Annotated in this window: 21 protein-coding genes and 2 riboswitches; of the genes, 8 read left to right on the forward strand and 13 right to left on the reverse strand. The window is 74.4% G+C overall.

The annotated features are described in order from the left end of the window. Positions 1-29: 29 nt before the first annotated feature. Positions 30-1,469, forward strand: coding sequence for an aldehyde dehydrogenase (locus QSK20_RS10265; protein WP_285788357.1), 1,440 nt, complete (start codon positions 30-32; stop codon positions 1,467-1,469). 199 nt (positions 1,470-1,668) lie between these two features. Here the strand turns inward: QSK20_RS10265 and QSK20_RS10270 are convergent, their stop codons facing one another. The 6 genes from QSK20_RS10270 to QSK20_RS10295 all read right to left on the reverse strand — a co-directional run bounded on the left by QSK20_RS10270 (position 1,669) and on the right by QSK20_RS10295 (position 8,150). After that, positions 1,669-2,892, reverse strand: coding sequence for a hypothetical protein (locus QSK20_RS10270; protein WP_285788358.1), 1,224 nt, complete (start codon positions 2,890-2,892; stop codon positions 1,669-1,671). 82 nt (positions 2,893-2,974) lie between these two features. After that, entirely contained in the window at positions 2,975-3,646 is a 672-nt protein-coding gene (locus QSK20_RS10275; RefSeq protein WP_285788359.1) for an ABC transporter ATP-binding protein, read from the reverse strand. Further along, complete coding sequence (locus QSK20_RS10280; protein ID WP_285788360.1) at positions 3,643-4,662, reverse strand: ABC transporter ATP-binding protein; 1,020 nt, start codon at positions 4,660-4,662, stop codon at positions 3,643-3,645. The genes QSK20_RS10275 and QSK20_RS10280 overlap by 4 nt, the downstream gene beginning before the upstream one ends. After that, positions 4,659-5,552, reverse strand: coding sequence for an ABC transporter permease (locus QSK20_RS10285; RefSeq protein ID WP_285788361.1), 894 nt, complete (start codon positions 5,550-5,552; stop codon positions 4,659-4,661). Before QSK20_RS10285 ends, QSK20_RS10280 begins: the two co-directional genes overlap by 4 nt. Next, the gene (locus QSK20_RS10290) at positions 5,545-6,570 is read right to left on the reverse strand and encodes an ABC transporter permease (RefSeq protein ID WP_285788362.1); all 1,026 of its coding nucleotides are present in this window, start codon (positions 6,568-6,570) and stop codon (positions 5,545-5,547) included. Before QSK20_RS10290 ends, QSK20_RS10285 begins: the two co-directional genes overlap by 8 nt. Further along, complete coding sequence (locus QSK20_RS10295) at positions 6,567-8,150, reverse strand: ABC transporter substrate-binding protein (RefSeq protein ID WP_285788363.1); 1,584 nt, start codon at positions 8,148-8,150, stop codon at positions 6,567-6,569. Before QSK20_RS10295 ends, QSK20_RS10290 begins: the two co-directional genes overlap by 4 nt. Positions 8,151-8,371: 221 nt before the next feature. Further along, a riboswitch (cobalamin riboswitch) is annotated at positions 8,372-8,541 on the forward strand. Positions 8,542-8,571: 30 nt separating this feature from the next. On the opposite strand from QSK20_RS10295, the gene QSK20_RS10300 reads away from it, so the two are divergent. Genes QSK20_RS10300 through QSK20_RS10320 form a run of 5 tightly spaced genes read left to right on the forward strand, consistent with a single transcriptional unit; the run spans position 8,572 to position 11,960 of the window. Next, entirely contained in the window at positions 8,572-9,252 is a 681-nt protein-coding gene (locus tag QSK20_RS10300; protein ID WP_285788364.1) for an energy-coupling factor ABC transporter permease, read from the forward strand. Next, positions 9,249-9,566, forward strand: a complete 318-nt coding sequence (locus tag QSK20_RS10305) for an energy-coupling factor ABC transporter substrate-binding protein (protein WP_285788365.1) — start codon at positions 9,249-9,251, stop codon at positions 9,564-9,566. The genes QSK20_RS10300 and QSK20_RS10305 overlap by 4 nt, the downstream gene beginning before the upstream one ends. Next, the gene (gene cbiQ / locus QSK20_RS10310; RefSeq protein ID WP_285788366.1) at positions 9,566-10,312 is read left to right on the forward strand and encodes a cobalt ECF transporter T component CbiQ; all 747 of its coding nucleotides are present in this window, start codon (positions 9,566-9,568) and stop codon (positions 10,310-10,312) included. The genes QSK20_RS10305 and cbiQ overlap by 1 nt, the downstream gene beginning before the upstream one ends. A 17-nt stretch (positions 10,313-10,329) precedes the next feature. After that, a complete protein-coding gene (locus tag QSK20_RS10315) occupies positions 10,330-11,151 on the forward strand; it encodes an energy-coupling factor ABC transporter ATP-binding protein (RefSeq protein ID WP_285788409.1) in 822 nt (273 codons plus the stop codon). Beyond that, positions 11,148-11,960: a cobalt-precorrin-6A reductase gene (locus QSK20_RS10320; protein ID WP_285788367.1), complete on the forward strand. Its 813-nt coding sequence runs from the start codon at positions 11,148-11,150 to the stop codon at positions 11,958-11,960. The genes QSK20_RS10315 and QSK20_RS10320 overlap by 4 nt, the downstream gene beginning before the upstream one ends. A 183-nt stretch (positions 11,961-12,143) precedes the next feature. Here QSK20_RS10320 and QSK20_RS10325 read toward each other — a convergent pair whose 3' ends face one another. From QSK20_RS10325 to QSK20_RS10335, 3 genes are read right to left on the reverse strand one after another with little or no spacing between them, the layout of a single operon-like run. Continuing rightward, entirely contained in the window at positions 12,144-13,661 is a 1,518-nt protein-coding gene (locus tag QSK20_RS10325) for a precorrin-2 C(20)-methyltransferase (RefSeq protein ID WP_285788368.1), read from the reverse strand. Positions 13,662-13,663: 2 nt separating this feature from the next. Beyond that, positions 13,664-14,293 (reverse strand): precorrin-8X methylmutase, encoded by a 630-nt coding sequence (locus QSK20_RS10330; protein ID WP_285788369.1) that lies wholly within the window; start codon positions 14,291-14,293, stop codon positions 13,664-13,666. Further along, the gene (locus tag QSK20_RS10335; RefSeq protein ID WP_285788370.1) at positions 14,290-15,489 is read right to left on the reverse strand and encodes a ferredoxin-like domain-containing protein; all 1,200 of its coding nucleotides are present in this window, start codon (positions 15,487-15,489) and stop codon (positions 14,290-14,292) included. The genes QSK20_RS10330 and QSK20_RS10335 overlap by 4 nt, the downstream gene beginning before the upstream one ends. 69 nt (positions 15,490-15,558) lie before the next feature. Next, positions 15,559-15,636: riboswitch (cobalamin riboswitch) on the forward strand. 52 nt (positions 15,637-15,688) lie between these two features. Here QSK20_RS10335 and cobN point away from each other — a divergent pair. Continuing rightward, positions 15,689-19,339 carry a cobaltochelatase subunit CobN gene (cobN, locus tag QSK20_RS10340; protein WP_285788371.1) on the forward strand — a complete coding sequence of 1,217 codons (3,651 nt, stop codon included), beginning with the start codon at positions 15,689-15,691 and terminating at the stop codon, positions 19,337-19,339. Positions 19,340-19,415: 76 nt separating this feature from the next. Here the strand turns inward: cobN and QSK20_RS10345 are convergent, their stop codons facing one another. From QSK20_RS10345 to QSK20_RS10360, 4 genes are all read right to left on the reverse strand, one after another. Then, on the reverse strand, positions 19,416-19,709 hold the full coding sequence (locus QSK20_RS10345; RefSeq protein ID WP_285788372.1) for a hypothetical protein: 294 nt from the start codon (positions 19,707-19,709) through the stop codon (positions 19,416-19,418). A 170-nt stretch (positions 19,710-19,879) separates the two neighbouring features. Continuing rightward, a complete protein-coding gene (locus tag QSK20_RS10350) occupies positions 19,880-20,176 on the reverse strand; it encodes a hypothetical protein (RefSeq protein ID WP_285788373.1) in 297 nt (98 codons plus the stop codon). A gap of 91 nt (positions 20,177-20,267) precedes the next feature. Then, on the reverse strand, positions 20,268-21,497 hold the full coding sequence (locus QSK20_RS10355; RefSeq protein WP_285788374.1) for an ROK family transcriptional regulator: 1,230 nt from the start codon (positions 21,495-21,497) through the stop codon (positions 20,268-20,270). 193 nt (positions 21,498-21,690) lie between these two features. Then, positions 21,691-23,673: a lectin gene (locus QSK20_RS10360; protein WP_285788375.1), complete on the reverse strand. Its 1,983-nt coding sequence runs from the start codon at positions 23,671-23,673 to the stop codon at positions 21,691-21,693. A gap of 1,077 nt (positions 23,674-24,750) precedes the next feature. On the opposite strand from QSK20_RS10360, the gene QSK20_RS10365 reads away from it, so the two are divergent. After that, complete coding sequence (locus tag QSK20_RS10365) at positions 24,751-25,980, forward strand: DUF2786 domain-containing protein (RefSeq protein WP_285788376.1); 1,230 nt, start codon at positions 24,751-24,753, stop codon at positions 25,978-25,980. Positions 25,981-25,982 lie beyond the last annotated feature (2 nt).

Below are 25,982 nucleotides of genomic sequence, written 5' to 3' on the forward strand. Positions count from 1 at the left end.
CACCGCGTACACCGACGGAAGGAGACATCGTGGCAGCCGCGTTCGTCGCGCACGTCATCGACGGGGAGCTGGTCGAGTCCGTCCGGGGCGACCGCTTCGAGTCGGTGGACCCGTGGACCCGCGCGCCCTGGACCGAGGTCGCCCTCGGCGGCCACGCCGACGTCGACCGGGCCGTACGCGCGGCCCGGGTCGCGGCCGACCAGGGCCCCTGGCCCCGGATGGGGCACACCGAGCGTGGTCGGCTGCTGCACCGCCTGGCCGACCTGGTCGTCGCCAACGGCGACCTGCTCGCCCGCACCGACACCACCGACATGGGACGACCGGTCAGCCAGGCCCTCGCCCGGGACGTCCCCCGGGCGGCGGCGAACTTCCGGTTCTTCGCCGACCACGCCCGGCTCACCCCGGCCGAGGCGCTTCCCTCCGACCACGGCCACCACGCCTACACCCGCCACGAGCCGGCCGGTGTGGTCGCCGCGATCGCACCGTGGAACCTCCCGCTGATGCTCGCCTCCTGGAAGATCGCGCCGGCCCTGGCCTGGGGAAACACGGTGGTGCTCAAGCCCGCCGAGCAGAGCCCGGCGTCGGCGACGGTCCTCGCCCGGCTGGCCCTGGAGGCCGGGATACCGCCCGGGGTGCTCAACATCGTGCACGGCTACGGGCCCGACGGCGCCGGCCAGGCGCTCACCGAACATCCGGGCATCGACCGGATCACCTTCACCGGCGAGTCGGCCACCGGGCGGGCGGTCTCCACCGCCGCCGCCCGTGGCCTCGTCCCGGTCAGCCTCGAACTGGGCGGGAAGAACCCCGCGCTGGTCTTCGCGGACGCCGACCTGGACGTCGCGGTACGGACGGCCGCCGAGGGGGCCTTCGGCAACGCCGGCCAGATGTGCCTCTCGGGCAGTCGGATCTTCGTGGAACGCGCGGTGTACGGGGAGTTCGTCGAGCGGCTGCACGCCGCCGGCCGGGCGATGACCGCCGGCGATCCCGGCGACCCGGCCACCGAGATCGGACCGCTCGCCTCCGCCGAACACCACCGCAAGGTCAGCGACCACCTGACCCGGGCCCGGGCGGACGGGTGCCGGGTGTACGGCGGGGAGGACTCCGGCTGGCTCGTCCGGCCCGCCGTGCTCACCGACGTGCCCCGGGACGCCCCGGTGCAGAACCAGGAGGTCTTCGGGCCGGTGGCCACGGTCACGCCGTTCGACCACGAGGAGGAGGCCGTCGGTGTCGCCAACGACACGCCCTTCGGCCTCAGCGCCACGGTGTGCACCACCGACCTGTCCCGCGCCCACCGGGTCGCCGCGCGGCTGCGCGCCGGCACCGTCTGGGTCAACTGCTTCTTCGTCCGGGACCTGCGGGCCCCCTTCGGCGGCGTCGGCACCTCCGGCGTGGGGCGGGAGGGCGGGCTGTTCAGCCGGGACTTCTTCACCGAGCCCAAGGCCGTGGTGGTCGACGTCGCCGGCCGCTGACCTCGTCGGCGGCACCCGGCGGCGTTGCGCGCGGCGATCGAGGCCGACCTGGCCGCCGGGCCCGGCGGGACCGGGAGGAGCGCGGAGGCGGTGGCGCGCGACGGCGGACCCGGTCCGGCGGGACCGGACCGGGTCGCCGCCGGGGCGGGGATCAGGTCGGCCCTGACCTCCGCCCCGGCTGGTCCGGCGTCCGTGCGCGTCAGGCCAGGTCGTAGGCCAGGCCGGGCCAGAACCTCGGCAGCGCGCTGAACCAGGCCTTCCGCGGCGACGCGTTGCATCCCGACGTGCTGCGGCTGTGCAGGCCGAACGCGTACCGCTTGCCGGACGACGTGAGCCAGTAGACCCCGCCCCCGCTGTCGCCGGGGCACGGGTCGTAGCCCTCGTACCTGGTCAGGCCCCGTACGGCCGCGTCGCTGGTCTTGGTGACCACACCGCACGGGTTGCCGGACGTGGTGGGCGCCGCGTACCGGGCGGAGACGCAGACCACGTCGCCGACCCAGATGAACGACATGGTGTGCGCCCGGCCCTTGACCGGCACCCAGGACGAGCCGGAGATGGCGATCCGGCCGAGGGTGTCCGCCGCGTACCCGGCGTTGGTGACCTGGATGGCCCCGGCGTCGACCGGACCCGAGTTGATCGCGTTGACCGGGTGCATCGGGCCGATCGGCGTACCGGCGGTGGACCAGTTGGTCACCGTGCCACCGCCACAGTGGCCGGCGGTGAGCGCCCAGCGCACGCCGCCGCTGCGGGCGGTGAAGCCCAGCGAGCAGCCACCGCCGGAACGGCGGATCACCAGTCCGGCCCGCAGGCTGTCGTTGCAGTTGGCCCGCGACGTGCAGACGTCCTCCTCGACGGCGTCGGTGCTGGCCGGCTCGATGGTCACCCAGCTCGGCACCGCGCCCTTGGGGAGGCTGGCCTCCTCCTGCGCGGTCAGGGCGACGGTGACCGTGTTGCTGCTGACCTCGACGCCCACCCGTCCCTTGGCCAGGACGGCGAGCTGGTCGGTGCCGGCGCGTACCGTGTCGGCGAGCCGTTCCAACTCGTCGTAGCTGCGCTCGACCACCCGGGCCTGGACGGTGAGCCCGAGCGCCCGTCCCGCCTCGGCGGCACGGTCCGCGCCCTCCTGGGTGGTCAGGGCCACGTGGGTGATCCCGGACAGCGGGTCGAAGTGGCCCCCGCCGTACGTCTGGGACTCCTTGGCCAACTGCTCGTGCAGTTGCTTGCGGGTCTCCTGCTGGCTGGCCGCGACCTTGGCGGCGGCGTCCGAGATCGTCGGGTACACGGTCTTGTAGGCGAGGACCGCCGCCTGGGTCTCGTCGCGTCCCGTGTCGGCGGACGGATCCGCCGCGTACGCCGGCGCGACCACCATCGACGCGGCCACCACCGCGACGACGCTGGTCGCCAACAGCTGGATGCTCCTCATGGCGCTCCTTCCCTGGAAGGCTGACTACCGGTAAGGAGTCGGGAGCGCCGGGAAAAATACATCGACCCGCGCTTCCGGTCGGTCAGGCTCCGTCCGGGGCGGGCAGGTCGACCACGCGGGTGGCCCAGCGGTCCATCAGGGCCGGGTCGTGGGTGATGACCAGGACGCCCGTGCCGTGCTGACGCTGGTGGTCGGTGATGACGGCGGCCAGGTGGGCCTGGGTGGAGGCGTCGAGCATCGCGGTGGCCTCGTCGCAGAGCAGATAGCCCGGCCGGTGCACCAGGGCACGGGCGAGGCAGGCCCGTTGCAGCTGCCCGTCGCTGACCGCGTGCGGGCGTCGGGTGAGCAGGTCCGGCGTGAGCCCGACCAGGTCGGCCAGTTCGACCGCCCGGGCCCGGGCCTGCTCGGGCGGGGTGCCGGTGGCCCGCAGCGGCTCGGCGATGATGTCGGTGAGACTCAGCCGGGGGTCCGTCGCGGCGCGCGGGCTCTGGAACAGGACCGCGACCCGGGTACGCACGGCGGCGGGCAACCGGTGCCGGGCCCCGGCGACGGGTCGACCGTCGAGGGTGACGTGCCCGGCGTCGGGCGCGTGCAGCAGGGCGAGGACCCGGGCCAGGGTGGACTTGCCGCTGCCGGACGGACCGCGCAGTCCGACCGTCTCGCCGGGGGCGACGTGCAGGTCGACCCGGTCGAGGACGCGTTGGCGGCCGTAGGAGACGCCGACCTGACAGGCGGCGAGCCCGGTGGGGGTCATGCGGTGGCTCCGGCGGTCAGCGGGTGGTGGCAGGCGACCTGGCCGGAGCCGGACGCCGCGCCGACGGCGGGCGGGGTGGCGCAGACGTCGCTGGCCCGGCCGCAGCGCGGCGCGAACGCGCAGCCGGCGGGAAGGTCGGTGAGCATCGGCGGGTGGCCGGGCACGGGGCGGAAGGCGCGGTCGGGCAGGGCGTCGAGCAGGCCGGCGGTGTAGGGATGGGCGGGCGCGGCGAAGATCGCCTCGGTGGGCCGGTGCTCGACGATGCGGCTGGCGTACATGACCGCCACGGTGTCGGCGACCCGGCGGGCGGCGGCCAGGTCGTGGGTGATGAGCAGCACCGCCGCGCCGGTGTCGCAGCGGCGGCGCAGCAGGTCGAGGGTGTGGTCGACCAGGGGGCGGTCGAGGCCGGTGGTGGGTTCGTCGGCCAGCAGCAACGGCGGGTCGGGGGCGAGCGCGAGCGCGGTGGCCAGGCGTTGGGCCATGCCACCGGAGAGTTCGTGCGGGTAGCGGTCGAGGTCGGCGGGGAGCAGGCCGACGTCGGCGGCGACCCGTTCGGCGGCGGCCGGCGCGTCGCGCCGGGTGTGACCGTGCGCGCGCAGCGTCTCCGCCAGCAGGTGCCGCCCGGTGCGGACCGGGGTGAGCGCGGTGGCCGGGCTCTGCGGCACGAGGCCGACGGCCCGGCCGCGCACGGTCCGGGCGAGGCGGCGCTCGGTGCAGCCGACCAGGTCGACCGACTCCCCGCCGGGCGGACGCAGCAGGGCCCGCCCGGTGACCGTCGCGTTGCCGGGCAGCAGGCCCAGCAGGGCGTGGGCGAGCACGGACTTGCCACACCCGGACTCCCCCACCACGGCGAGCAGCTCGCCCGGCCGGACGGTCAGGCTCAGGTCGGTGACGGCGTGCACCACGGCGTCGCGGAGCCGGAACCGGACGGTCAGCCCGTCCACCTCCAGCAGGGCGGGACGGTCGGCGTGGACGCCGGTCGCGGCGGGGGCGGTGGTGTCGCGGGTGGCGGTCACAGCTGGAGCTCCGCTCGTACGCGGGGGTCGAGGCGGTCCCGCCAGCGGCCGGTGAGGACGGCCAGGGCCAGCGTGACGACGACCAGGAGCAGCCCGGGGACGAGGCTGGCCCACCAGGCGCCGGTGAGCAGGGACCGCTGCCCGTCGTTGATCATGTTGCCGAGGGAGGCCAGGTGCGGGGGCAGGCCGAGTCCGAGGAAGGACAGGGCGGTCTCGTGCCAGACGGCGTGCGGCACCATCAGCGTGGTCGCCAGCGCCAGGCGGGGCAGCACGTGCGGGAGCAGGTGCCGGGTGAGCACCCGGGCCCGACTGGCGCCGCCGGCGACGGCGGCGTCGATGAACGGCCGGTTCCGCAGGCTCAGCAACTCGGAGCGGACGATCCGGGCGGTGGAGAGCCAGTGCGTCAGCCCGATGGAGAGGATCACCGCGCCGAGGCTGGGCCGCAGCATCGCCACGATGAAGATGCCCAGCAGCAGGTGCGGCAGCGCGGCGATGGTGTCGACGACGCGCATCAGCACCCGGTCGACCCAGCCGCCCAGGCTGCCGGCGACCGCGCCGACGAGACCGCCGATGACGGCGGCGACCAGCGCGGCGACCGCGCCGACGAGCAGCGAGACGCGCAGCCCGTAGAGACTGCGGTGCAGCACGTCCCGGCCCAGGTCGTCGGTGCCGGCCGGGTGCGCGGGCGACGGGGCGAGCCGGGTGCGGGACAGGTCCACCGCGCTCTCGTCCAGCGGCCAGACGACGGGGGCGAGCAGGCAGGCGACGACCGCGACGGTCAGCACGGCGGCGGCGACGAGCACGCCGCCGCGTCCGGCACGTCCGGCGCTTCCGGCGCGTCCCGGTCGCCGGACTCCGCGGGCGCGGATCCGTGACGCAAGGTCAGTCATCGAGGCGCACCCGGGGGTCGGCGGCGGCGTAGGCGAGGTCGGTGGCCAGGTTCGCGGTCAGCACCACGACGGTGGTGGTCAGGGTGATCGCGGCCAGCAGGGGGAAGTCGCTGCCCAGGGCCGCCTGCACGGTGACCGCGCCCAGGCCGGGCAGGGAGAACACGGTCTCCACCAGGACGGCCCCGCCGACGATCTCCGGCAGGTGGGTGCCGACCAGGGTGAGGAACGGCAGCAGCGCGGTACGCAGCGCGTGGCCGAAGAGCACCGTCCGGCCGGACAGTCCCCGGGCCCGGGCCGCCAGCACGTGGTCGTCGCGGAGGCTGTCGGCGACCGCGTCCCGGATGAACAGCACGAACCACGGGGCCTGGGACAGGGCCAGCACCGTCACCGGCAGGACCAGGTGGTGGGCCACGTCGGCGGGGTCGGTGCCGGTGGCGGCGACGTCGGTGAGGCCACCGGCGGGCAGCCAGCCGAGGGTGAGCGCGAACACGGCGATGGCGGCCAGCCCGATCCAGAACACCGGCATCGACTGCACGGCGTACGCGGTGGCGCGCAGGGACCGGTCGAACCATCCGCCGCGCCGGTAGGCGGCGAGGGTGCCCAGCAGGAGGCTCGCCACCAGGACCAGGGCGAGGGCGAGGCCGACCAGCAGCAGGGTCCAGCCGGCGCGGGCCGCGAGCACCGAGGCGACCGGCTCGTGCCGGCTGGTCGACCAGCCGAGGTCGCCCTGGAGCAGGTTGCCCACCCAGCGGGCGTACTGCACCGGCAGCGGGTCGTCGACGCCCCAGTTGGCCCGGATCTGGGCGAGGTTCTCCTCGCTGGTGGTGAACGCGGCGGCCCCGGCGTACTGCTGCGCGGGGTCGATCGGCGAGGCCGCGCCGAGGGCGAACATGCCGACGCTGGTGGCCGAGAGGATCGGCACCGCGACCAGCAACCGGCGACGGACGACCTTACCGGCCCCGGCCAGCCGACGGGTACGCCGACCGGCCGGGACCTTCACCGGAACCGGCGGGGTCACGGGGTCTTCGTCCAGGTGTGGATGTTCCACCAGAGGCTGTTGGCCACGTCGTGCTCGTGCGGCTCGACCCGCGGCGCGACACCCTCGACGGCGTCGCGGACCACGTAGGTGTGCTGGAGGTAGGTCAGGAAGACCCAGGGCAGGTCGGTGGCGAGCTGCTTCTGGAACGTCGCGTACGCGGCCTTGCGGGCGGCCGGGTCGGCGTTGGCCCGGGCGTCCCGTAGCGCCTGGTCGACCACGGCGGAACGGTACGAGCCGGGGTTGAAGAAGCCCTGGCCGGCGAAGGTCGAGGTGAACAGCTTGAACGAGACGAAGTCCGGGTCGTACGGCGTGCCGAAGCCCATGACCAGCCCGTCGGTCTTCATCCGGGGGGTGATCGCGTCCCAGGTCAGCCCCTCGGGAGTGATCTTGATGCCGACCTTCCGGGCGTCGGCGGTGACCGCGAGGGCGAGTTCCTTGCGGAGGCTGTCGGTGGCCGGGTACATGAGGGAGAACGCGGCCGGGCGGCCGTCCTTGACCCGGACGCCGTCCGGACCCGGTTTCCAACCGGCCGCGTCCAGCGCGGCGGTGGCGGCGGCCGGGTCGGCGGCCGGCTTACCGACGATGGACGGCTCGGCGAACTCCGACGTCGGCGGGATCGGCCCGAACGCCGGCTCCCCCGCCCCGCCGAGGACGCCGGCCACCATCGCCGACCGGTCGACGGCCGCGTGCAACGCCTTCCGTACGGCCGGGTCTCCGGTGACCGGCCCGCCCATCGGCAGCATCACGCCCCGGTAGTCGGCGGTGGGGACCTTCTCCACCCGGTAGCCGGACCGCCCGTCGAACCCGGACGCCAGCCTCGGGGCCAGCTCGGCGACGTCGAACTCGCCGGCCCGCATCCGCTGGGCACGGACGTTGTCGTCGGGGACGAACGCCACCACCACGCCGGAGTTGGCCGGCCTGCCGCCCCAGTACCGCTCGTTGGCGGCGAGCACCAGGCGGTCGCCCGGGGTCCAGGAGGTCACCCGGTACGGGCCGGTGCCCACCGGCTTGCGGTTGAAGGCGGCCTTGTTGACGTCCTGCCCGGCCAGGGCCTTCGCCGGGACGATGCCCAGCGCGAGGCGCTGGAGGAACGGCGCGTAGGCGTACTCGAGGGTGAAGACCACGGTCGACGGGTCGGGCGCGGCGACGGCGGCGAGCATGTCCAGGTCGGAACGGAGCGTCGAGTCGACCTTCGGGTCCAGTACCGCCTGGTAGGTGAAGACCACGTCCTGCGCGGTCAGCGGGCTGCCGTCGTGGAAGACCACCCCGTCGCGGAGCTTCGCCGTGACCGTCCGCCCGTCGGCCGACACGGTCGGCAGCTCCCGGGCCAGGGCCGGCACGAGCTGGTTACGGTCGTCGCGGGCGACCAGGCCGTCGAAGATCAGCGAGCCGCCGTCGACGCCGTAGTTCAGCACCGGGTTGAGCGTGTCCGGCTCGCCCGCCGTCGCCACCACGAGCCGGTCGCCGCCGTCGCCGGCGGGGGTGTCCGTCGGGGCCGAGCAGGCGGACAGGGCGACCAGACCGGCGGCGAGCAGAGCCACCATCCGCGCAGACCGCACAGGGTCCCTCTTTCCTTGGGTCGACGACGTGGCGCGGCCGCGAGCCGACCGCGAAGCGATCCTTGCGTAGTTGCCAAGAGGTTGCAATAGCAGCCCGGAGGATGGTCATCACATCGCCGACCCTCTGGCTGACCTGCGCCTCGGGACCACCACCGGCCACCGACGACGTCGGCAGCCCGCCGCAGGTGGATCACCGCTCTTGCCCCGCCGGTCGCCGGTCGATAGCCTCTCGCCGTCAAGGTGCTCGGGAAGCCGGTGGAAGACCGGCGCGGCCCTCGCCACTGTGACCGGGGAGTGACCTCCGACTTGCGCCACTAGGCCGACGGCCTGGGAAGGCCGGAGGAAGCGTCGATCCGGGAGCCAGGAGACCGGCCTTGACGGTGTGATCTCGTCCACGAGGTGTTGGAGAGGAAGGTCTTCGATGCACATCGCCGAGGGGTACCTACCCCCGGTGCAGGCAGCGGCGTGGTTCGCGGTGTCCGCACCCTTCGTCGTCCACGGCAGCCGGGCGCTCGTCCGGCAGGTCCGTCAGGACCCTGAGTCCAAGTTGTTGCTGGGAGCTGCCGGCGCCTTCACCTTCGCGCTCTCGGCCCTGAAGATCCCGTCGGTGACCGGGTCCTGCTCCCACCCCACCGGCACCGGCCTCGGCGCGGTGCTGTTCCGACCACCGGTGATGAGCGTCCTCGGCGGCATCGTGCTGCTGTTCCAGGCGGTCCTGCTGGCCCACGGCGGGCTGAGCACGCTGGGCGCCAACATCTTCTCGATGGCGATCGTCGGCCCCTGGGTGGCCTACGGCGTCTACCTGCTGGCCCGCCGCCTCGGCGGCAGCCTGGACGTGGCGGTGTTCCTGGCCGCCGCGCTGGGCGGGCTGGCCACCTACTGCGTCACCAGCGTGCAGCTCGCCCTGGCGTTCCCCGACCCGGCGTCCGGTTTCCTCGGCGCGGTGGTCAAGTTCGGTGGCATCTTCGCCGTCACCCAGATCCCCCTGGCGATCAGCGAAGGGCTGCTGTCGGTGCTGGTGGTGCGACTGCTCACCCGGGTCAGCGGAGACGAGCTGCGGCGCCTCGGCGTGCTGCGCAAGCCCCAGGAGGTAGCGGCGTGAAGCGCTTCGGACGGGTCAACCTGCTCCTGCTGCTGGCGGTGGTCGCCCTGGCGGTGGCTCCGCTGGTGCTCGGGCTCGGCGGTTCGGCCGAGGAGCCGTTCACCGGGGCGGACGCCCAGGCCGAGGAGACGATCGTCGCCGACCACCCGGACTACGAACCGTGGTTCTCCTCCATCTACGAGCCGCCCTCCGGCGAGATCGAGTCGGGCCTGTTCGCCCTCCAGGCGGCGGTGGGCGCCGGGTTCCTCGGCTACTACTTCGGGGTCGCCCGCACCCGGCAGCGGATGCGCGACGCCGACGCCGCCAACGGCTAGTGTTCGCCCTCGACGTCGCCGCGCACACCGGTCCCTGGCGGGGACGGCACCCGGGCGAGAAGGCGCTGCTGGCGCTCGGCCTGCTGGTGTGCGCGGTGGCCCTGCCGACCTGGCCGGGCGCCGCGTTGGCGGGCGCCGCCGCCGCGCTGCTGCTGGTCGGCCCGGCCCGGGTGCCGGTGCCGCTGCTGCTGCGGGCGGCCCGGGTGCCGGCGCTGTTCATCGCCACCTCCGCGGTGCCGCTGCTGGTCTCCGTGCACTCCCCGACCCGGCTGGGCTGGAACCCGGCCGGGGTCGGGACGGCGGCCACCACGACCGGCCGCGCGGCGGCGGCCCTGCTGTGCCTGCTGCTGTTCAGCGCCACCACTCCCCTGTCCGACGTCCTGCCGAGGCTGGTCCGGCTCGGGGTCCCGGCGGCGGTGACCGAGGTCGCCGCGCTGACGTACCGGATGCTGTTCCTGCTGGTCGACAGCGTGCGCACGGTACGGGAGGCGCAGGCGGCGCGGTTGGGGTACCGGACCTGGCGCACGGCGTACCGGTCGCTGGCCGGGCAGGCGGGGGCGATCTTCGTCCGGGCCTTCACCCGGGCCCGCCGCCTGGAGGAGGGACTGGCGGTACGCGGCTACACCGGTTCACTGGCGGTGCAGGTGGAGGTCCGGCGGCTCTCCCCGGCCTTCGTGGGCGCGTCCGTCGCGCTGCTGGCGTCGATCGTGACCCTGACGGCCGTTTCCGGTGGGCTGTGGCGGTGACCGGACCGCTGCTGCGGATGTCCGGCGTGGACTTCGCCTACCAGCCCCGCCAACCCGTGCTCACCGGCGTCGACCTGACCGTCCTGCCCGGTCAGCGGCTGGCCGTGGTGGGACCCAACGGCGGCGGGAAGACCACCCTGTTCCGACTCGCGGTCGGCGCGCTCGCCCCGGACGCCGGGCGGATCGAGGTGGCCGGCACGCCGGTGCGACGCACCCGGTCGGGCCTGCTGGCGCTGCGGCAGCGGGTGCAGCTGGTGCTCCAGGACCCCGACGACCAGTTGTTCTCCGCCAGCGTCCGCCAGGACGTCTCGTTCGGGCCGGTGAACCTCGGCCTGGACCCCGCGCAGGTGCGGCAACGCTGCGACGAGGCGCTGGCCGCGTTGCAGGTCACCGCGCTGGCCGACCGTCCCACCCACCTGCTGTCGTACGGCCAACGCAAGCGGGTCGCCATCGCCGGGGCGGTGGCGCTCCGGCCGGAGCTGCTGATCCTCGACGAGCCGACCGCCGGACTCGATCCGGCGGGCGTGGAGGCGTTGCTGCGTACCCTCGACGACCTGCACGCCGCCGGCACCACCATCCTGGTCTCCACCCACGACGTCGACCTCGCGTTCCGGTGGGCGGACGAGGTGGTGGTCGTGGCCGACGGCGGGGTGCGCCGGGTGCCGACCACCGAGGCGCTGGCCGACCCGGAGCTGCTCGCGGCGGCGCGGCTGACGCCCGCCTGGGCGCCCCTGGTGCACCGGCTGATCGACCGGTTGCCCCACCTGTCCGGGGCCCGCCCCCGCTCCGCCGCCGACCTGGCGGCCCTGCTCGCGACCACCGAGGAAGATGCCGGATGACCCTCGACCATGATCCCGAACCGACAGCCCCCGACCGAGGTGCAGCGCGACGTGTCCCGAGGTGGCGGCTGCTCGTCCTCGGCGGTACGGCCGAGGCCCGCGCTCTCGCGGCGGCGGTCGTCGCCCGGCCGGACGTCGCGGTCGTCTCCTCGCTGGCCGGACGGGTGGCCGATCCCCGGCTGCCGGTCGGTGAGGTGCGCATCGGCGGTTTCGGCGGCCCGGCCGGCCTGGCCGCCTGGCTGGCCGAGCACCGGATCCACGCGGTGGTCGACGCCACCCACCCGTACGCGGCCCGGATGCGGGTCTCCGGCATCGAGGCGGCCGCCACGGCGGGCGTGCCCCACCTGCGGCTGGAGCGTCCCGGCTGGACGGCGCAGCCGGGCGACCGCTGGCACCGGGTGCCGGACCTGCCCGCCGCCGTCGCGGCACTGCCCTCGTTGGGGCGGCGGGTGCTGCTGACCACCGGCCGGCAGAGCCTGGCCGCGTTCGCTCCCCTGGCCGACCTGTGGTTCCTCGCCCGGGTGGTGGACGCCCCGGACGAGCCGGTGCCGGCGCACGTACGGCTGCTGCGCAGTCGTGGCCCCTACACGGTGGACGGGGAGACCGATCTGATCCGCGAGCACCGCATCGACGTGGTGGTCACCAAGGACAGCGGCGGCGCGCTCACCGAGGCGAAGCTGACCGCCGCCCGTCGGCTCGACCTGCCGGTGCTGATGATCGACCGACCCGCGCCGGCCACCCCGCCCGCGACGGTGACCACCGTCGACGACGCCGTGCGCTGGCTGGACCGGCACCTGCCGGTTGGGTGACCGAGGCTTCGTGGCTGGCTGAGGTGTGATCCGCTCGGCGTGTCGTACATCTGAGCCGCCGCAGCCCCGTGCGGTAACGGATGACGACGTGTGCTGCTTCTCGGCGACCACCTGCGCGGGCGGAAGCATGAAGCGCGGCCCGGGTGGACGCCGAGGGGCGTCCACCCGGGCCGGGTCGGCGCGTCAGGCCGGGTAGGTGCGGGGCGTCCAGACCACCACCGAGTCGTCCCCCCGGGTGCTGACCTGGGTGGTGGACGAGCCGATGATCAGCAGGCACTTCATGTCGACCGTCTCCGGGTCGAGGTCGCCCAGCGACACCACGGTGATCGCCTCGCCCGGACGGCCCACGTCCCGCGCGACGACCACCGGGGTCTTCGGGTCGCGGTGCCGCAGCAGGACGTCCTTGGCCGCGCCCACCTGCCAGCGGCGGCTCGCCGAGGCCGGGTTGTAGAGGGCGAGCACCAGGTCCGCCGCCGAGGCGGCGGCGAGGCGGGACTCGATCACCGGCCACGGCTTGAGCCGGTCGGAGAGCGACATCACCGCGAAGTCGTGGCCGAGCGGCGCGCCGATGCGGCTCGCGGCGGCCTGGGCGGCGGTGAGTCCGGGCAGCACCCGCACCGGCACCCCGGCGAACCGGGGCTGGCCGGTGGCCACCTCGTAGACCGCGCTGGCCATCGCAAAGACGCCCGGGTCGCCGGAGGAGACGACCACCACCCGGGCGCCGTCGAGCGCCAACTCCAGGGCGTGGGCGGCCCGTTCGGTCTCGACCTGGTTGCCGGAGGTGTGCCGCTGCTGCCCGGGGCGGACCGGCACCCGGTCGACGTACGGGCCGTAGCCGACGAGGTGTTCGGCCTCGCGCAGCGCCCGGGCCACCTCCGGGGTGAGCCAGCGGGGGCCGGCCGGGCCGAGGCCGATCACGGTGACCTCACCCCGACCGGTGGTCGGGGCCGGGGCGGGCAGATCGTCGCGGGCCGCCGCGCTGGTGGGGCTGGGCAGCATCGCCAGCGAGAAGTACGGCACCTCGTCGGCGGGGACGTCCGCCAGCGGGGCGTGCCGGCTCCGGGACGAGGTGGCGCGCTCGACGTACCAGGTCTCCGGCAGGCGGCCGGCGTCGTCGAGGGCGGCACGGACGTTGTCGAAGGTCCGGCCGAGCTTGAGCACGGCGGCGGCGTCGGTGTCGGCGAGACGGCGGGACAACTCCTCGGCGGGCAGGGTGCCGGGCAGGATGGTCAGCACCTCGTCCCGTTCCACCAGGGGCCGGCCGAGGACGGCCGACGCGGCGCTGACCGAGGTCACGCCGGGCACCACCTCGGCCGGGAACCGGTGGGCGAGGCGCTCGTGCAGGTACATGTAGGAGCCGTAGAACATCGGGTCACCGGCGCAGAGGACCACGACGGTCCGCCCGGCGGCGAGATGGACGGCGAGCCGCTCGGCGCTGTCGTCGTAGAACTGCCGGATGACGCCCTCGTAGCCGCCCGGGTCGTCGGTGTCCTCCGTGGTCACCGGGTAGACCAGCGGTTCCTCCACGTGGTGCTCGCGCAGCAGGCCCTCGGCGATCGACCGGGCGATGCTGCGGCCGTGCCGGGCGGAGTAGTAGGCGACCACGTCGGCCTCGGCGATCAGCCGGGCCGCCTTGACGGTCAGCAGCTCGGGGTCACCGGGGCCGACACCGACGCCGTAGAGCTTTCCGGTTGTGGACACGTCTACTCCACCTCGTTAGCGATGCCGTTGACAGCGGCGGCGGTGACCGCGCTGCCGCCCCGGCGACCGTGCACGACCAGGTACGGGATACCCGCCGGGTGCGCCGCGAGGGCCTGTTTGGACTCGACGGCGCCGATGAAGCCGACCGGCACCCCGATGATCGCGGCGGGCCGGGGCGCGCCCTCGTCGATCATCTCCAGCAGCCGGAACAGCGAGGTCGGGGCATTGCCGATGGCGACGACCGCGCCGTCGAGCCGGTCCCGCCACAGCTCCATGGCGGCGGCGCTGCGGGTGGTGCCGAGCCGCTTCGCCAGCTCTGGGACCGCCGGGTCCCGCAGGGTGCAGACCACGTCGTTGTCGACGGGCAGCCGGGCGCGGGTGACCCCGGCGGCGACCATGGCCGCGTCGCAGAGGATCGGCGCGCCGGCTGCCAGGGCGGCCCGGCCGGCGGAGACCACGTCCGGGTGGGCCGCCACGTCGTCGACGAGATCGACCATGCCGCAGGCGTGGATCATCCGGACGACGACCTGCGCGACGTCACCGGGCAGTCGGGACAGGTCGGCCTCGGCCCGGATGGTGGCGAAGGAGCGCCGGTAGATCTCGGCACCCTCGCGGACGTAGTCGTAGCTCACTGTGCTCCCCGTGCCTGTGCCAGTCGGACGCCGATCGGCCCGTGGTGTTCCCCTGCCGGGCCCGCGACACGGTATCCCGAGCCGGTGGCCACCGCCAGGGCCACCGGCCCCGCCGGTCGTCCACAGCACCGGTCGCAGCCGGCCCAGTGCAACGGCAACGCCTCCAGGGAACGGGGACCGGCGGCGGCGAGGGCGGCGGTGGCGTCGGCGCGGACGTCGGCCAGGGCCTTCTCGCAACCCGGACGGCCGGTGCAGGAGGTCACCCCGACCCACGGCGAGGCCGGGTCGACGACGAGCCCGGCGGCGGCCAGCGTGGACACCGCCGTGGGTTGGGCGGACCCGACGACCACGGTGCGCCACGGGGTGACCACCAGCGCGGTGTCGTCGGCGGCGACGGCGAGCGTGTCGGCCTGGTCGGCGGTGAGCCGGCCGAGCGGGGCGGCGACGACGGCGAAGCCGTCGGGGTGGACACCGACCGCAGGCGGCGCGCCGTGCGGTGGCGCCACCGGCGGGGCGTGCGGGCCGCCCAGCGCGGCGGTGATCGCGGCCGGCGCGTCCGGCAGGTCGGCGATCCGCCACAACCCGGTACGTCCGGCGCAGAGCCGGTGGAACACCCGGGCGGCGGCGACCAGCGCGGCGGGCACGTCGACGGTGACCCGCAGGCCGACGTCCCGGCCGTCGACCAGCAACGCGCCGGTGCCGGCCGTCCAGCAGAGGTCCGCGCCGAGACCGGTGACGTCGCCCCGGCCGTCGTCGAGGGCGATCAGGAACCGGCCGCTGAGCCCGGCGAGGTCGGCGGCGGCACAGAGCGCGGCGTCCACCGCGCCCACCAGCGGGCGTACGTCGGCGCGGCCGGCGGCGTCCAGGCCGCTCAGCGGCGAGGCGACGATGTTGCGGACCCGCTCGTGGGTGGCGCTGGGCAGCAGGCCCACCCCGGCCAACGCCGACGCGATCCGGTCGACGCCGTCCGGGTCGGTGATGCCGCGCACCTGCACGTTGCCCCGGGAGGTCAACTCCAGCGTGCCGTCGCCGTCACGGCGGGTCACCGTGGACAGACACCGCAGCTGGGCGGGGGTGATCCGGCCGCCCGGTATCCGGACGCGGACCAGTGCTCCGTCGGCGGCCTGGTGGGCGCGGAGCGCTCCCGGGCACCGGTCGTCGGCGGGACGACGGGACGGGGAGGAGACATCAGGCACCTCGTCATCGTAGAGTCGTGGCACTGGGCGCGGATCCGCGCCGAGATCAGCATCACGCGGTCGGCGCGGAGGAACCCGGTGCGAGTCCGGGGCGGTCCCGCCACTGTCACCGGATCGGCGTCACCGCCGGCCCGGGAGCCAGACACTTCGGCTGGCCGCGACCGACGACCACGGGCGCGGACCCGGGGAGGAGTCAGCCATGTCTGGCGTCTCGATCCTGCTCTTGTCCACCTCGGACACCGACCTGCTGAGCGCACGGGCCAGCGCGGTGGACTACCGGCTGGCCAACCCGGCCCGGCTCGGCGACGACCCGGCCGAGCTGACCGCGCTGCTCGACGGCGTCGACCTGGTGGTGGTCCGGATCCTCGGCGGTTACCGGATGTGGCAGCAGGGGCTGGACACCCTGCTCGCCGGGGACGTCCCGGTGGTGGCGCTCGGCGGTGAGGCGCTGCCCGACGCGGACCTGATGGCCCGTTCCACGGTGCCGCAGGGCATCGCCACCGAGGCGCACGCCTACCTCGCCCAGGGCGGACCGGACAATCTCCGCGAGCTGCACGCCTTCCTCGGCGACACGGTGCTGCTGACCGGGCAGGGCTTCGCGCCGCCGGCCGAGCAGCCCACCTGGGGGGTGCTGGCGCGGGACGCCCGCGAGGTCGACGGGCCGACCGTCGCGGTCCTCTACTACCGGGCGCACCAGCTCAGCGGCAACACCGCGTTCGTCGAGGGGCTCTGCGCGGCGATCGAGGACGCCGGTGGGGTGCCGCTGCCGGTGTACTGCGCGAGTCTGCGTACCGCCGACGCCGACCTGCTGAGCACTCTCGGCCGGGCAGACGCGCTGCTGGTCACGGTGCTCGCCGCCGGTGGCACCCGGCCGGCGGAGGTGTCCGCCGGTGGGGACGACGACGCCTGGGACGTGGGCGCGCTGGCCGCGCTGGACGTGCCGATCATCCAGGCGCTCGCGCTGACCAGCGACCGACAGACGTGGGCCGAGAGCGACGACGGGCTGAGCCCGCTGGACGCCGCCACGCAGGTCGCCGTGCCGGAGTTCGACGGTCGGCTGATCACCGTGCCCTTCTCGTTCAAGGAGACCGACGCCGACGGGCTGCCGCACTACGTGCCCGACCCGGAGCGGGCCCGGCGGGTGGCCGGCATCGCCGTACGGCACGCCCGGCTGCGCCACGTCCCGCCGGCGCAGCGGCGGATCGCGGTGGTGCTCTCGGCGTACCCGACCAAGCACGCCCGGGTCGGCAACGCGGTCGGCCTGGACACCCCGGCCAGCGCGGTCCGCCTGCTGCGGGAGCTGCGCGACCGTGGGTACGACGTCGGGCCGGTCGACGGCCCGGAGGCGCTGCCCGGCCTCGTCCCCGGTGGGGACGGCGACGACGCCGACGGCGACCGCTTCATCCACGCCCTGATCGCCGCCGGCGGGCAGGACCCGGAGTGGCTCACCGAGGAGAAGCTGGCCGGCAACCCGGTGCGGGTTCCGGCGGCCACCTACCGTCGCTGGTTCGACGCGCTGCCGGAGGACCTGCGGGAGGCGATGACCGAGCACTGGGGTCCGGCCCCGGGTGAGCTGTTCGTCGACCGGTCGGCCAACCCCGACGGCGACATCGTCCTGGCCGGTCTGCGCGCCGGGAACATGCTGCTGATGATCCAGCCGCCGCGCGGGTTCGGGGAGAACCCGGTGGCCATCTACCACGACCCGGACCTCCCGCCGACGCACCACTACCTGGCCGCCTACCGCTGGCTGGACGAGGAGTTCGGCGCGCACGCCGTGGTGCACCTGGGCAAGCACGGGTCGCTGGAGTGGCTGCCCGGCAAGAACATCGGCCTGTCCGCCTCGTGCGGTCCGGACGCCGTCCTCGGTGAGCTGCCGCTGATCTACCCGTTCCTGGTCAACGACCCGGGTGAGGGCGCGCAGGCCAAGCGCCGGGCGCACGCCACCATCGTCGACCACCTGGTCCCGCCGATGGCGCGGGCGGAGAGCTACGGCGACATCGCCCGGCTGGAGCAGCTGCTCGACGAGTACGCCAACATCTCCACCATGGACCCGGCGAAGCTGCCGGCGATCCGCCAGCAGATCTGGACGCTCATCCAGGCCGCCCGTCTCGACCACGACCTCGGGCTGGACCAGCGCCCGCACGACGCCGAGTTCGACGAGTTCCTGCTGCACGTCGACGGCTGGCTCTGCGAGATCAAGGACGCGCAGATCCGCGACGGCCTGCACGTGCTCGGAGCGGCGCCGACCGGCGAGGCGCGGGTCAACCTGATCCTGGCCATCCTGCGCGCCCGGCAGGTCTTCGGCGGGCAGGTCGGCGCGGTGCCGGGGCTGCGGACCGCGCTCGGGCTGGACGAGACGACCGCCGAGCAGACCACCGAGGTGGACCGGGTCGAGGCCCTCGCCCGGCGGCTCGCCGAGGGGATGGAGGAGCACGGCTGGGCCCCGGAGGCCGTGGCCGGAGTCTGCGCCGAGGTGCTCGGCGACGACGCGCCGCAGGCGGAGGCCGTCCGGACGGTACTGACCTTCGCCGCGACCGAGGTCGCGCCCCGCCTGGCCGGCACCACCGGCGAACTGGACGCGGTGCTGCACGCCCTCGACGGCGGGTACGTCCCGGCCGGGCCGAGCGGCTCCCCGCTGCGCGGACTGGTCAACGTGCTGCCGACCGGACGGAACTTCTACACCGTCGACCCGAAGGCGATCCCGAGCCGCCTGGCCTGGGAGACCGGGCAGGCGATGGCGACCTCGCTGGCCGAGCGGTACCGCAGCGACACCGGCGAGTGGCCGCGCTCGGTGGGGCTCTCCGTCTGGGGCACCTCGGCGATGCGTACCGCCGGCGACGACATCGCCGAGGTGCTGGCGCTGATCGGCGTGCAGCCGACCTGGGACGAGATGTCCCGCCGGGTCACCGGCTTCGAGGTCGTTCCCCTCGCCGACCTGGGCCGCCCGCGCATCGACGTGACGGTGCGGATCAGCGGGTTCTTCCGGGACGCCTTCCCGCACGTGGTGCTCCTGCTCGACGACGCGATCCGGGCGGTGGCGGCGCTCGACGAGCCGGACGAGGAGAACTACCTCGCCGCGCACGCCCGCGCCGACCTCGGTGAGCACGGTGACGAGCGGCGGGCCACCACCCGGATCTTCGGCTCCCAGCCGGGCGCGTACGGTGCCGGTCTGCTGCCGCTGATCGACAGCGGGAACTGGCGGGACGACGCCGACCTGGCCGAGGTGTACACCGTCTGGGGTGGCTTCGCCTACGGTCGTGGCCTGGAGGGCCGCCCGGCCCGGCAGGACATGGAGTCGGCGTACCGGCGGATCGCGGTGGCGGCGAAGAACACCGACACCCGCGAGCACGACATCGCCGACTCCGACGACTACTTCCAGTACCACGGCGGCATGATCGCCACGGTACGGGCGCTGACCGGGCAGGCGCCCCGGGCGTACATCGGCGACAGCACCACGCCCGACGCGGTGCGGACCCGGTCGCTGACCGAGGAGACCGCCCGGGTGTTCCGGGCCCGGGTGGTGAACCCGCGCTGGATGGCGGCGATGCGCCGGCACGGCTACAAGGGCGCGTTCGAGATGGCCGCGACCGTCGACTACCTCTTCGGCTACGACGCGACCGCCGGGGTGGTCACCGACTGGATGTACGAGCAGCTCGCCCAGAGCTACGTGCTGGACGAGGAGAACCAGCGCTTCCTGCGCCGGTCGAACCCGTGGGCGCTGCGCGGCATCGTCGAGCGGCTCACCGAGGCCGCCGACCGGGGCCTGTGGGGCAAGCCCGACCCGGAGCTGATGGACGCGCTGCGGCAGGCGTACCTGGAGGTCGAGGGCGACCTGGAGGACGGGAACTGAGCCGGTCGCCGTCCCGTCCGGACCACGCCGGGCGGGACGGCGACGGGAGCGCCACGGGTTACGTAAAGCGCGGAAGTCAGCAGGTGGTGTTGCGGGTTGGCACCCAGCCGTCGATGTCCGGGTACTCGGCACCGTGGCCGTAGATCCAGGAGTCGTCTCCGACCCAGCCCGAACCGTGATACCGGAACCCACGCCCGGCGGTCAGGGTCCGCAGCACCGAGCCGTGCGGCATGTCACGCAACCAGGTGTTCTCCTTGAGGAGGCAGATGGTGCCGGGCGCGTCACTCGCCGAGGCCGGTGCGGCCACGGCGGCCGAACCGGCGAGAACGACGGTCACGGCCGCCAGCACGTGCAGAAGCCGACGTTTCACTCGTGTTTCCTTCCACTGTGGGCAGATGCGGTTCCCATTGTGATCAGGTAACACCTCGGCCGACATGGGAAACCCTCACCAACCGGCCCTCGTCGCCTCTCGTCCCCCGCACACACGAACGGACAGGGGTGGCCGCAGACGCTGCGGCCACCCCTGTCCGGGACTGCGTTTCAGCAGGTGGTGTTGCGGGCCGGGACCCAGCCGTCGATCGACGGGTGCTCGGCGCCGTGACCGTAGATCCAGGTGTCGTCGTCGATGGCCCAGACCTCACCGTGCCAGCGGAACCCACGCCCCGCCGTCAGGGTGAGCAGCACCGAGCCGTGGGGCGCCGTGCGCAGCCAGGTGTTCTCCTTCAGGTTGCACACGAAGCCGAACCGGTCGCTCGCCGAGGCCGGCGTCGCCACGACGGCCGAGCCGGCGAGAACGACGGTCATGGCCGCCATCACGTGCACAAGTCGACGTATCACTTGCATCCTTCCGATGGTTCCCGTGTCGATCCTGATTATGGCCGCACCACGTACCGGGAGGTACCGGAAGCCCTCCCCAAACGATCCGGTCTCACCTGGTGACGAGAGGTGCGGGACGGGTGCCGCCGCTGTCCAGCAGGCGGGCGACCGGAAGCGTCGCGGCGCCGACGGCCACCGCGTCCGGACCCAGCCGGCACAGGTCGATCGTGGTCTGCGCGTACGGGTGAGACAGCGCGTGGGCCGCCGCCGCGGCGCGGATCTCCGGCAACAGGCGGCCACCCAGTGCCAGTCCCGCCCAGCCGCCGAGCACGATCCGCTCCGGGTTGAACAGGTTGATCAGATTGGCGATGCCGGCCCCCAGGTAGCCGGCGGTATCGTGGAGCACGCGCGCCGCGACCTCCGAGGTGTCGGCCGTCGCGAGCAGGGCCGCGATCTCCGACTCCTCGTCCAGACCCGACCAGCCGGGTCCACGCCCCGCCTGTCGCCACCGGTCCAGCACGCCTTCGGCGCCCACGTAGGCCTCCAGGCAGCCCCGGGCTCCGCACCGGCAGGGTCGGCCACCGTAGACGATCGTGGTGTGTCCCCACTCGCCGGCGCTGCTGCTGACCCCGCGATAGCTGACGCCGTTGGTCATGACGGCGGCCCCCACCCCGGACCCGACCAGGGCGACCACCGCGTGCCGGACGTCGCGGCCGGCACCGAACCACAGTTCGGCCCGGCCCAGCGTCTTGGCGCCGTTGTCGATGTGGATCGCGGCGTCGACACCGTCCCGCAGCATGGCCTCCAGCGGTACGGCCGTCCAGCCGAAGGTCTGGGCGTGCACGACCGCCTCGCGGCCCTGCTCGACCACCCCGGGCACGCCGACGCCGACGCCGTACAGGGAACGTCGGCTCACCCCGGCGGTCTGCACCACCTGGTCCAGTCCGGCCAGGATGTGCCGGACGACCAGGTCGGGCTCCCGGCCCCGCCGGTCGCGGGGGTCGAGGGGGAAGTCCGCCTTGGCCAGCGGTCCCATCGACAGGTCGAAGAGTTCGACCTGCACCCGGGTCTCGCCGACGTCCACCCCCACCAGGTGGCCGTACGTCGGCCGCACCCGCAGCAGGGTGCGCGGACGACCACCGTCGGAGTCGGCCGAGCCGGCCTCCTCGATCAGGCCCTCCGCGCCCATCTCGCCGACGAGGTTGCTGACGGTGCCCCCGCTGAGCCCCGTGTCCCGGACGAGTTCCTGCTGGCTCACCGGCCCGTCGAAGTAGATGCGGGACAGCAGCACCGCGCGGTTGCGCCGTCGGATGTCCCGCGAGGTCGCTCGCTTCGCCTCCACCTGTCGTGCTCCCTGCTCCGGCGACGCGGGGCCGCCCGGACACCGGTGGTGTGCCGGCACCTGTCCGGCGACGGTGGGCCGGGGAGCCGGCCGGGCAGTGCCGGCTCCCCGGCGTGCGGACCGGAGTTCCGCTCCGGCCCGCCCGGAGTGCCGCCGCCGAGGAAGCGCCGGCACTCCCGCTGGTGTCGTGCCGCTACGCGGGTACGGTCCACTTCTGGTTGGTGTCGCCCTGGCAGGTCCAGACCTGGAGGCGGGTACCGTCGGCGGCGTTGCGGTCGGTCACGTCGAGGCACTTGTTCGCGTACGCGTTGACCAGTTCACGGTTGGCGGTGTACGTCCACCGCTGGGAGGCGCCGCCGTGGCAGTCCCACAGGTGTGTCTGCGCGCCGTCGGCCGTGCTCGGCCCGGCCACGTCCAGGCACTTGCCGAGGGCGCGGAGGGTTCCGTCGGTCGCCCGGGTCCACCGCTGGGCGGCGGTGCCGTTGCACGCGTAGAGCTGCACCGCCGTGCCGTTCGCGGTGCCCGCGCCCGCCACGTCGACGCACTTGCCGGCCAGGCCGGTGATCTGGCCGGTGCCGCCGCCCGGGGGCGGCGTCGTCGGGCCGCCGGACTGGTCTCCCGACCAGGTGAACGTCGCCGAGGTGCGGGCCGGCAGGGTGTAGGTGAAGGACTGCCCGCCCCAGAGCACCCGGACCGACTGGCTGCCGGTGCCGCCGTTGTGGGCGATCAGGGCCTTCGAGCCGTCGGGGTTGACGTACGCGACGTTCTGCACGGCACCGTTGTCGGTGGAGTCGATGCGGTGGGCGCCGGGCTTCACGAACTTGGTCAGGTGGCCCATGGTGTAGTACTCGACCGTGTAGTCGACCTGGCCGGCCCGGCTGCCGCCCTCCTGGACGGTGACCAGTCCGGTGCAGGTGCCGCAGCCACCGTTGTGCGGGCCCATGTTCTGGTTGAGCGCCAGGCTCCACTTCACCTCCGCGCTCGACCAGTTGCGCGCGTGCTCGATGATGTCGCCCATGTCCTCGTTGTGCTGGTTGGTGACCCAGGTGCCGCCGGAGTGCTCGGTGTTGAACTGCGTCATCGACGGGTACTGCTGGCGCACCTGCGTGCCCACCGACGGGCTGCCGAAGTAGTCGTGCCAGGCGATGCCGGCCGACAGCGGGTCGTTACGCAGGGCGGTGTCGGCCACGATCTGGGAGCCGAAGCTGGCGTAGTCGCCGTAGTTCCAGTCGAAGTGCATCACCTTGGTGGTGATGCCGGCGGCCCGGAACGCCGGGTACAGGTGGTTCCTGGTGAACTCCACCAGCCCCGACGGGTTCCACGACATGCCGGGGTAGTTCATCGCCGGCGGGTTGGCCGCCTGGCAACAGTTCGGCTCGTTCTGCACCGAGAGGTAGTCCACCGGGACACCGGCCGCCTGGTACGACTGGACGTACCTGACCAGGTACTGGGCGTACAGCGGGTAGTACTCCCACTTCAACCAGCCCATCTGGTCCATCCGGCCGTTGTCCTTCATCCACCCGGGCGCGCTCCACGGCACGCCCTTGACCCGCAACTGCGGGTTGAGCTGCTTGGCCTGCTGGGTCAGCAACCGCACGTTCGTGTCGTACCCGTTGGCGCCGAAGTCGCTCAGGTCGCAGCACGTGTCGTCGAGGGACACGTGGCCGGGCCGGGACAGGTCCGAGGCCCCGATCGGGTTGCGGACGAACGACAGGCCGATGCCGTCCACCGGGTGGAACAGCTTCCGCATGACCGCGTCCCGGGTGGCGGCGCTGATCGGTCCGCCCCGGAACAGGTACGCCGTCGTGTCGGTGATCGACGCACCCGCCCCGACGAACTGCTGGTGACGGACGTTCTCGTCGACCGCGATGGTGTGGGTGGCCGGGGCGCTGCTCGCCGCGAAGTTCACCGAGGGCTGCTGCTGGAGACCACGGGTCACGGTCCGGCCGCCGGAGTCCGACGTGGTGGTCAGGTGGACGGTGACGGACTCTCCGGCGGCCAGGGCCGACGGCGCGGTGGTGATGCTGACCAGGGCCGCAACCACCGCGACCGTCAGGCCGCCGGCCGTCAGGGCGGTGCGCCGGACGCGTGACCGGCGACCGCCGGGGACGCCGGCGGGTCGGCCCGCCGGGTCGGGGCCGGACCGTGCCGGGGGTGGGCTGGCTGCTCGGGGCATGGCGTCTCCCTCGCTCGTGGGGTGGTCACGCCTGCCGGCGGCGCACAGGGCGCCGGCCGCCGACGCGCGGCGTGCAGACCCCGGTCGCGCCCGGAGGGCCACCGTCCTCGGCTGGGTCCGGGCACGCGGGGACGGCTGCGTGCCTGCCGATGTTCCGGTCCGCTGTCGGACGCTGCCCGGACGCCACGACCTCGGTACCAGGAAGGAAACACCTTACAGAGACGTGTGTCAATGAATGGCGGGTACTTTCTTCAACTCTTAATGCAATCCGTGACCGAAGTGGCGAGACCGAACCGCCGGCCGTGGTGTCCCCGCGCCGTTCGCGGACAGGGAGCCGTCCGCGGAACCGAGCCGTTCGCGGACAGGGAGCCGTCCGCGGAACCGAGCCGTTCGCGGACAGGGAGCCGTCCGCGGAACCGAGCCGTTCGCGGACAGGGAGCCGTCCGCGGAACCGAGCCGTTCGCGGACAGGGAGCCGTCCGCGGAACCGAGCCGTTCGGGCACCGGAGCCGTTCGGGCACCGGAGCCGGGCGCTGCGGCGGCAGGACCGGCCAGACCCCGGCCACGGAGGCTGTGGAGCTGCCCGCACAGACGGGGCGGGCAGCACGTCCGAACAGCATCGAGCGTCCGAACCGCATCGGGTCTCCGGGCAGCATCGAGCGTCCGGACAGGGTCGCGCCTCCGGGCAGCGTCGGGCGCCCGGCCAGCACCGAAGCGGCGGCGCTGCCCTCGGCGGGCCACCACAACGGCTGCCGGCCTCCCGTCCGTCGGCGCGGAGGCACCGCGCGGTCCGGATACCGTCCCGGTCCGGGCGCACCGCCGGGGCAGCTCCAAAGGATGCCAGCCGGAGGTCCGCCTCCCCGGCACCACGCCCGACGACCGCCACCGCCGCCGGCCCGCCGGCCCGCCGAGCCGCCGAGCCGCCGAGCCGACGAGCCGACGAGCCGACGAGCGTCAGAGGTTCGCCCCGACCCGCGCACCGGAGGTGCCGACGGTCGGCGGTAGCGTGTCCGAGGGCGGGCGAGGACGACCGCACCCGATCGAGAACGTGGCCGGGACCGGTCAGAGGGAGCCTGCGGTGCCGGACGTTGACGCGCTGATCAGCGACGCGCTCGCGGCGGCACGCGGCACCGACGTACGACTCGCGGAGCGGCAGCTCGACCGGCTGGTGGTGGGCGACCCGGCCGTGGTGGACGTGGCCCTCGTCGCCCGGTTGACGAGCTCGGTGGGCCGGCTGTGGCCGCGCGGCTGGCAGCCGGTGGACGTGGCCCGCATCGTGGCCCGACGCGTGGGCGCCCGGCCGGCCCGTCTCCTGGCCGACGTGCTCGCCGCCGACCGGCGCGGCCACGCCGCCGTGCCCGCGTGGTGGGACGCGCAGCTCGCCGCCCTGGACGCCCGGGTGTGGTGGGACGACGATGCCCGCCACCTGGCCGACTGGACCGGTCGGGAACGGCTGGACCGGGTGACCGCGCTGCGGGAGGTGGTCGAGGTGCTGGCGGTGCTCGACGCGCTGCCGCCGGTGGCGGTGCTCCGGCCCCCGCCCGGCGCGGCTGGCGCCACGGCCCCGCCGGGGCCCAGCGGGTCCCGGATGCTCGACCGGGTCCGCGCCCTGCTGGCCAAGGCCGAGTCGACGGGCTACCCGGCCGAGGCGGAGGCGCTGACCGCGAAGGCCCAGGAGCTGATGGCCCGGCACAGCATCGACCGGGTGCTGCTCGACACCGGTCCGGCCGACCAGCCGGGCGGCGTCCGGCTCGGCACGGATCCGCCGTACGCGGGGGCGAAGGCGCTGCTGGTGCAGGAGGTCGCGACGGCGAACCGGTGTGCGGCGGTCTGGTCCGACGACCTCGGCTTCAGCACGGTGCTGGGCTTCCCGGCCGACCTCGACGCGGTGGAGGTGCTCTACACCTCGCTGCTGGTGCAGGCGACCTCGGCGATGCTGCGCGGCCGGGCCGAGCGGCGGGCGACGAGCAGCCGGCGCACCCGCGAGTACGACGACTCCTTCCTGCACGCCTACGCGCTGCGCATCGGGGAACGGCTGCGGGCCGCCACCGAGCGCACCAGCCGGGAGGCGGCGCGGGCCGAGGGCGGCGACCGCCTGCTGCCGGTGCTGGCCAGCCGCTCCGACGCGGTCCGGCAACGGGCGGAGACACTCTTCCCCGGCGTCACCGAGGGCCGGCTTACCATCCGGGACGCCGAGGGCTGGTCCTCCGGCACCGCCGCCGCCGACCGGGCGGTGTTGGAGGCCGCCGCCCGGCCGCCCCGGCGGCTGCGCGACGGCCGGGGCCCCGGAGCGCGGCCGGGCCGCTGACC

The organism is Micromonospora sp. NBRC 101691 (genome assembly GCF_030269285.1).
Taxonomy (GTDB): Bacteria; Actinomycetota; Actinomycetes; order Mycobacteriales; family Micromonosporaceae; genus Micromonospora; species Micromonospora echinospora.

Coding starts and splice junctions, on each gene's coding strand:
- QSK20_RS10270 (WP_285788358.1), bottom strand. CDS start 2,892: ATGAGGAGCATCCAGCTGTTGGCGACCAGCGTCGTCGCGGTGGTGGCC.
- QSK20_RS10275 (WP_285788359.1), bottom strand. CDS start 3,646: ATGACCCCCACCGGGCTCGCCGCCTGTCAGGTCGGCGTCTCCTACGGC.
- QSK20_RS10285 (WP_285788361.1), bottom strand. CDS start 5,552: ATGACTGACCTTGCGTCACGGATCCGCGCCCGCGGAGTCCGGCGACCG.
- QSK20_RS10300 (WP_285788364.1), top strand. CDS start 8,572: ATGCACATCGCCGAGGGGTACCTACCCCCGGTGCAGGCAGCGGCGTGG.
- QSK20_RS10315 (WP_285788409.1), top strand. CDS start 10,330: ATGTCCGGCGTGGACTTCGCCTACCAGCCCCGCCAACCCGTGCTCACC.
- QSK20_RS10320 (WP_285788367.1), top strand. CDS start 11,148: ATGACCCTCGACCATGATCCCGAACCGACAGCCCCCGACCGAGGTGCA.
- cobN (WP_285788371.1), top strand. CDS start 15,689: ATGTCTGGCGTCTCGATCCTGCTCTTGTCCACCTCGGACACCGACCTG.
- QSK20_RS10360 (WP_285788375.1), bottom strand. CDS start 23,673: ATGCCCCGAGCAGCCAGCCCACCCCCGGCACGGTCCGGCCCCGACCCG.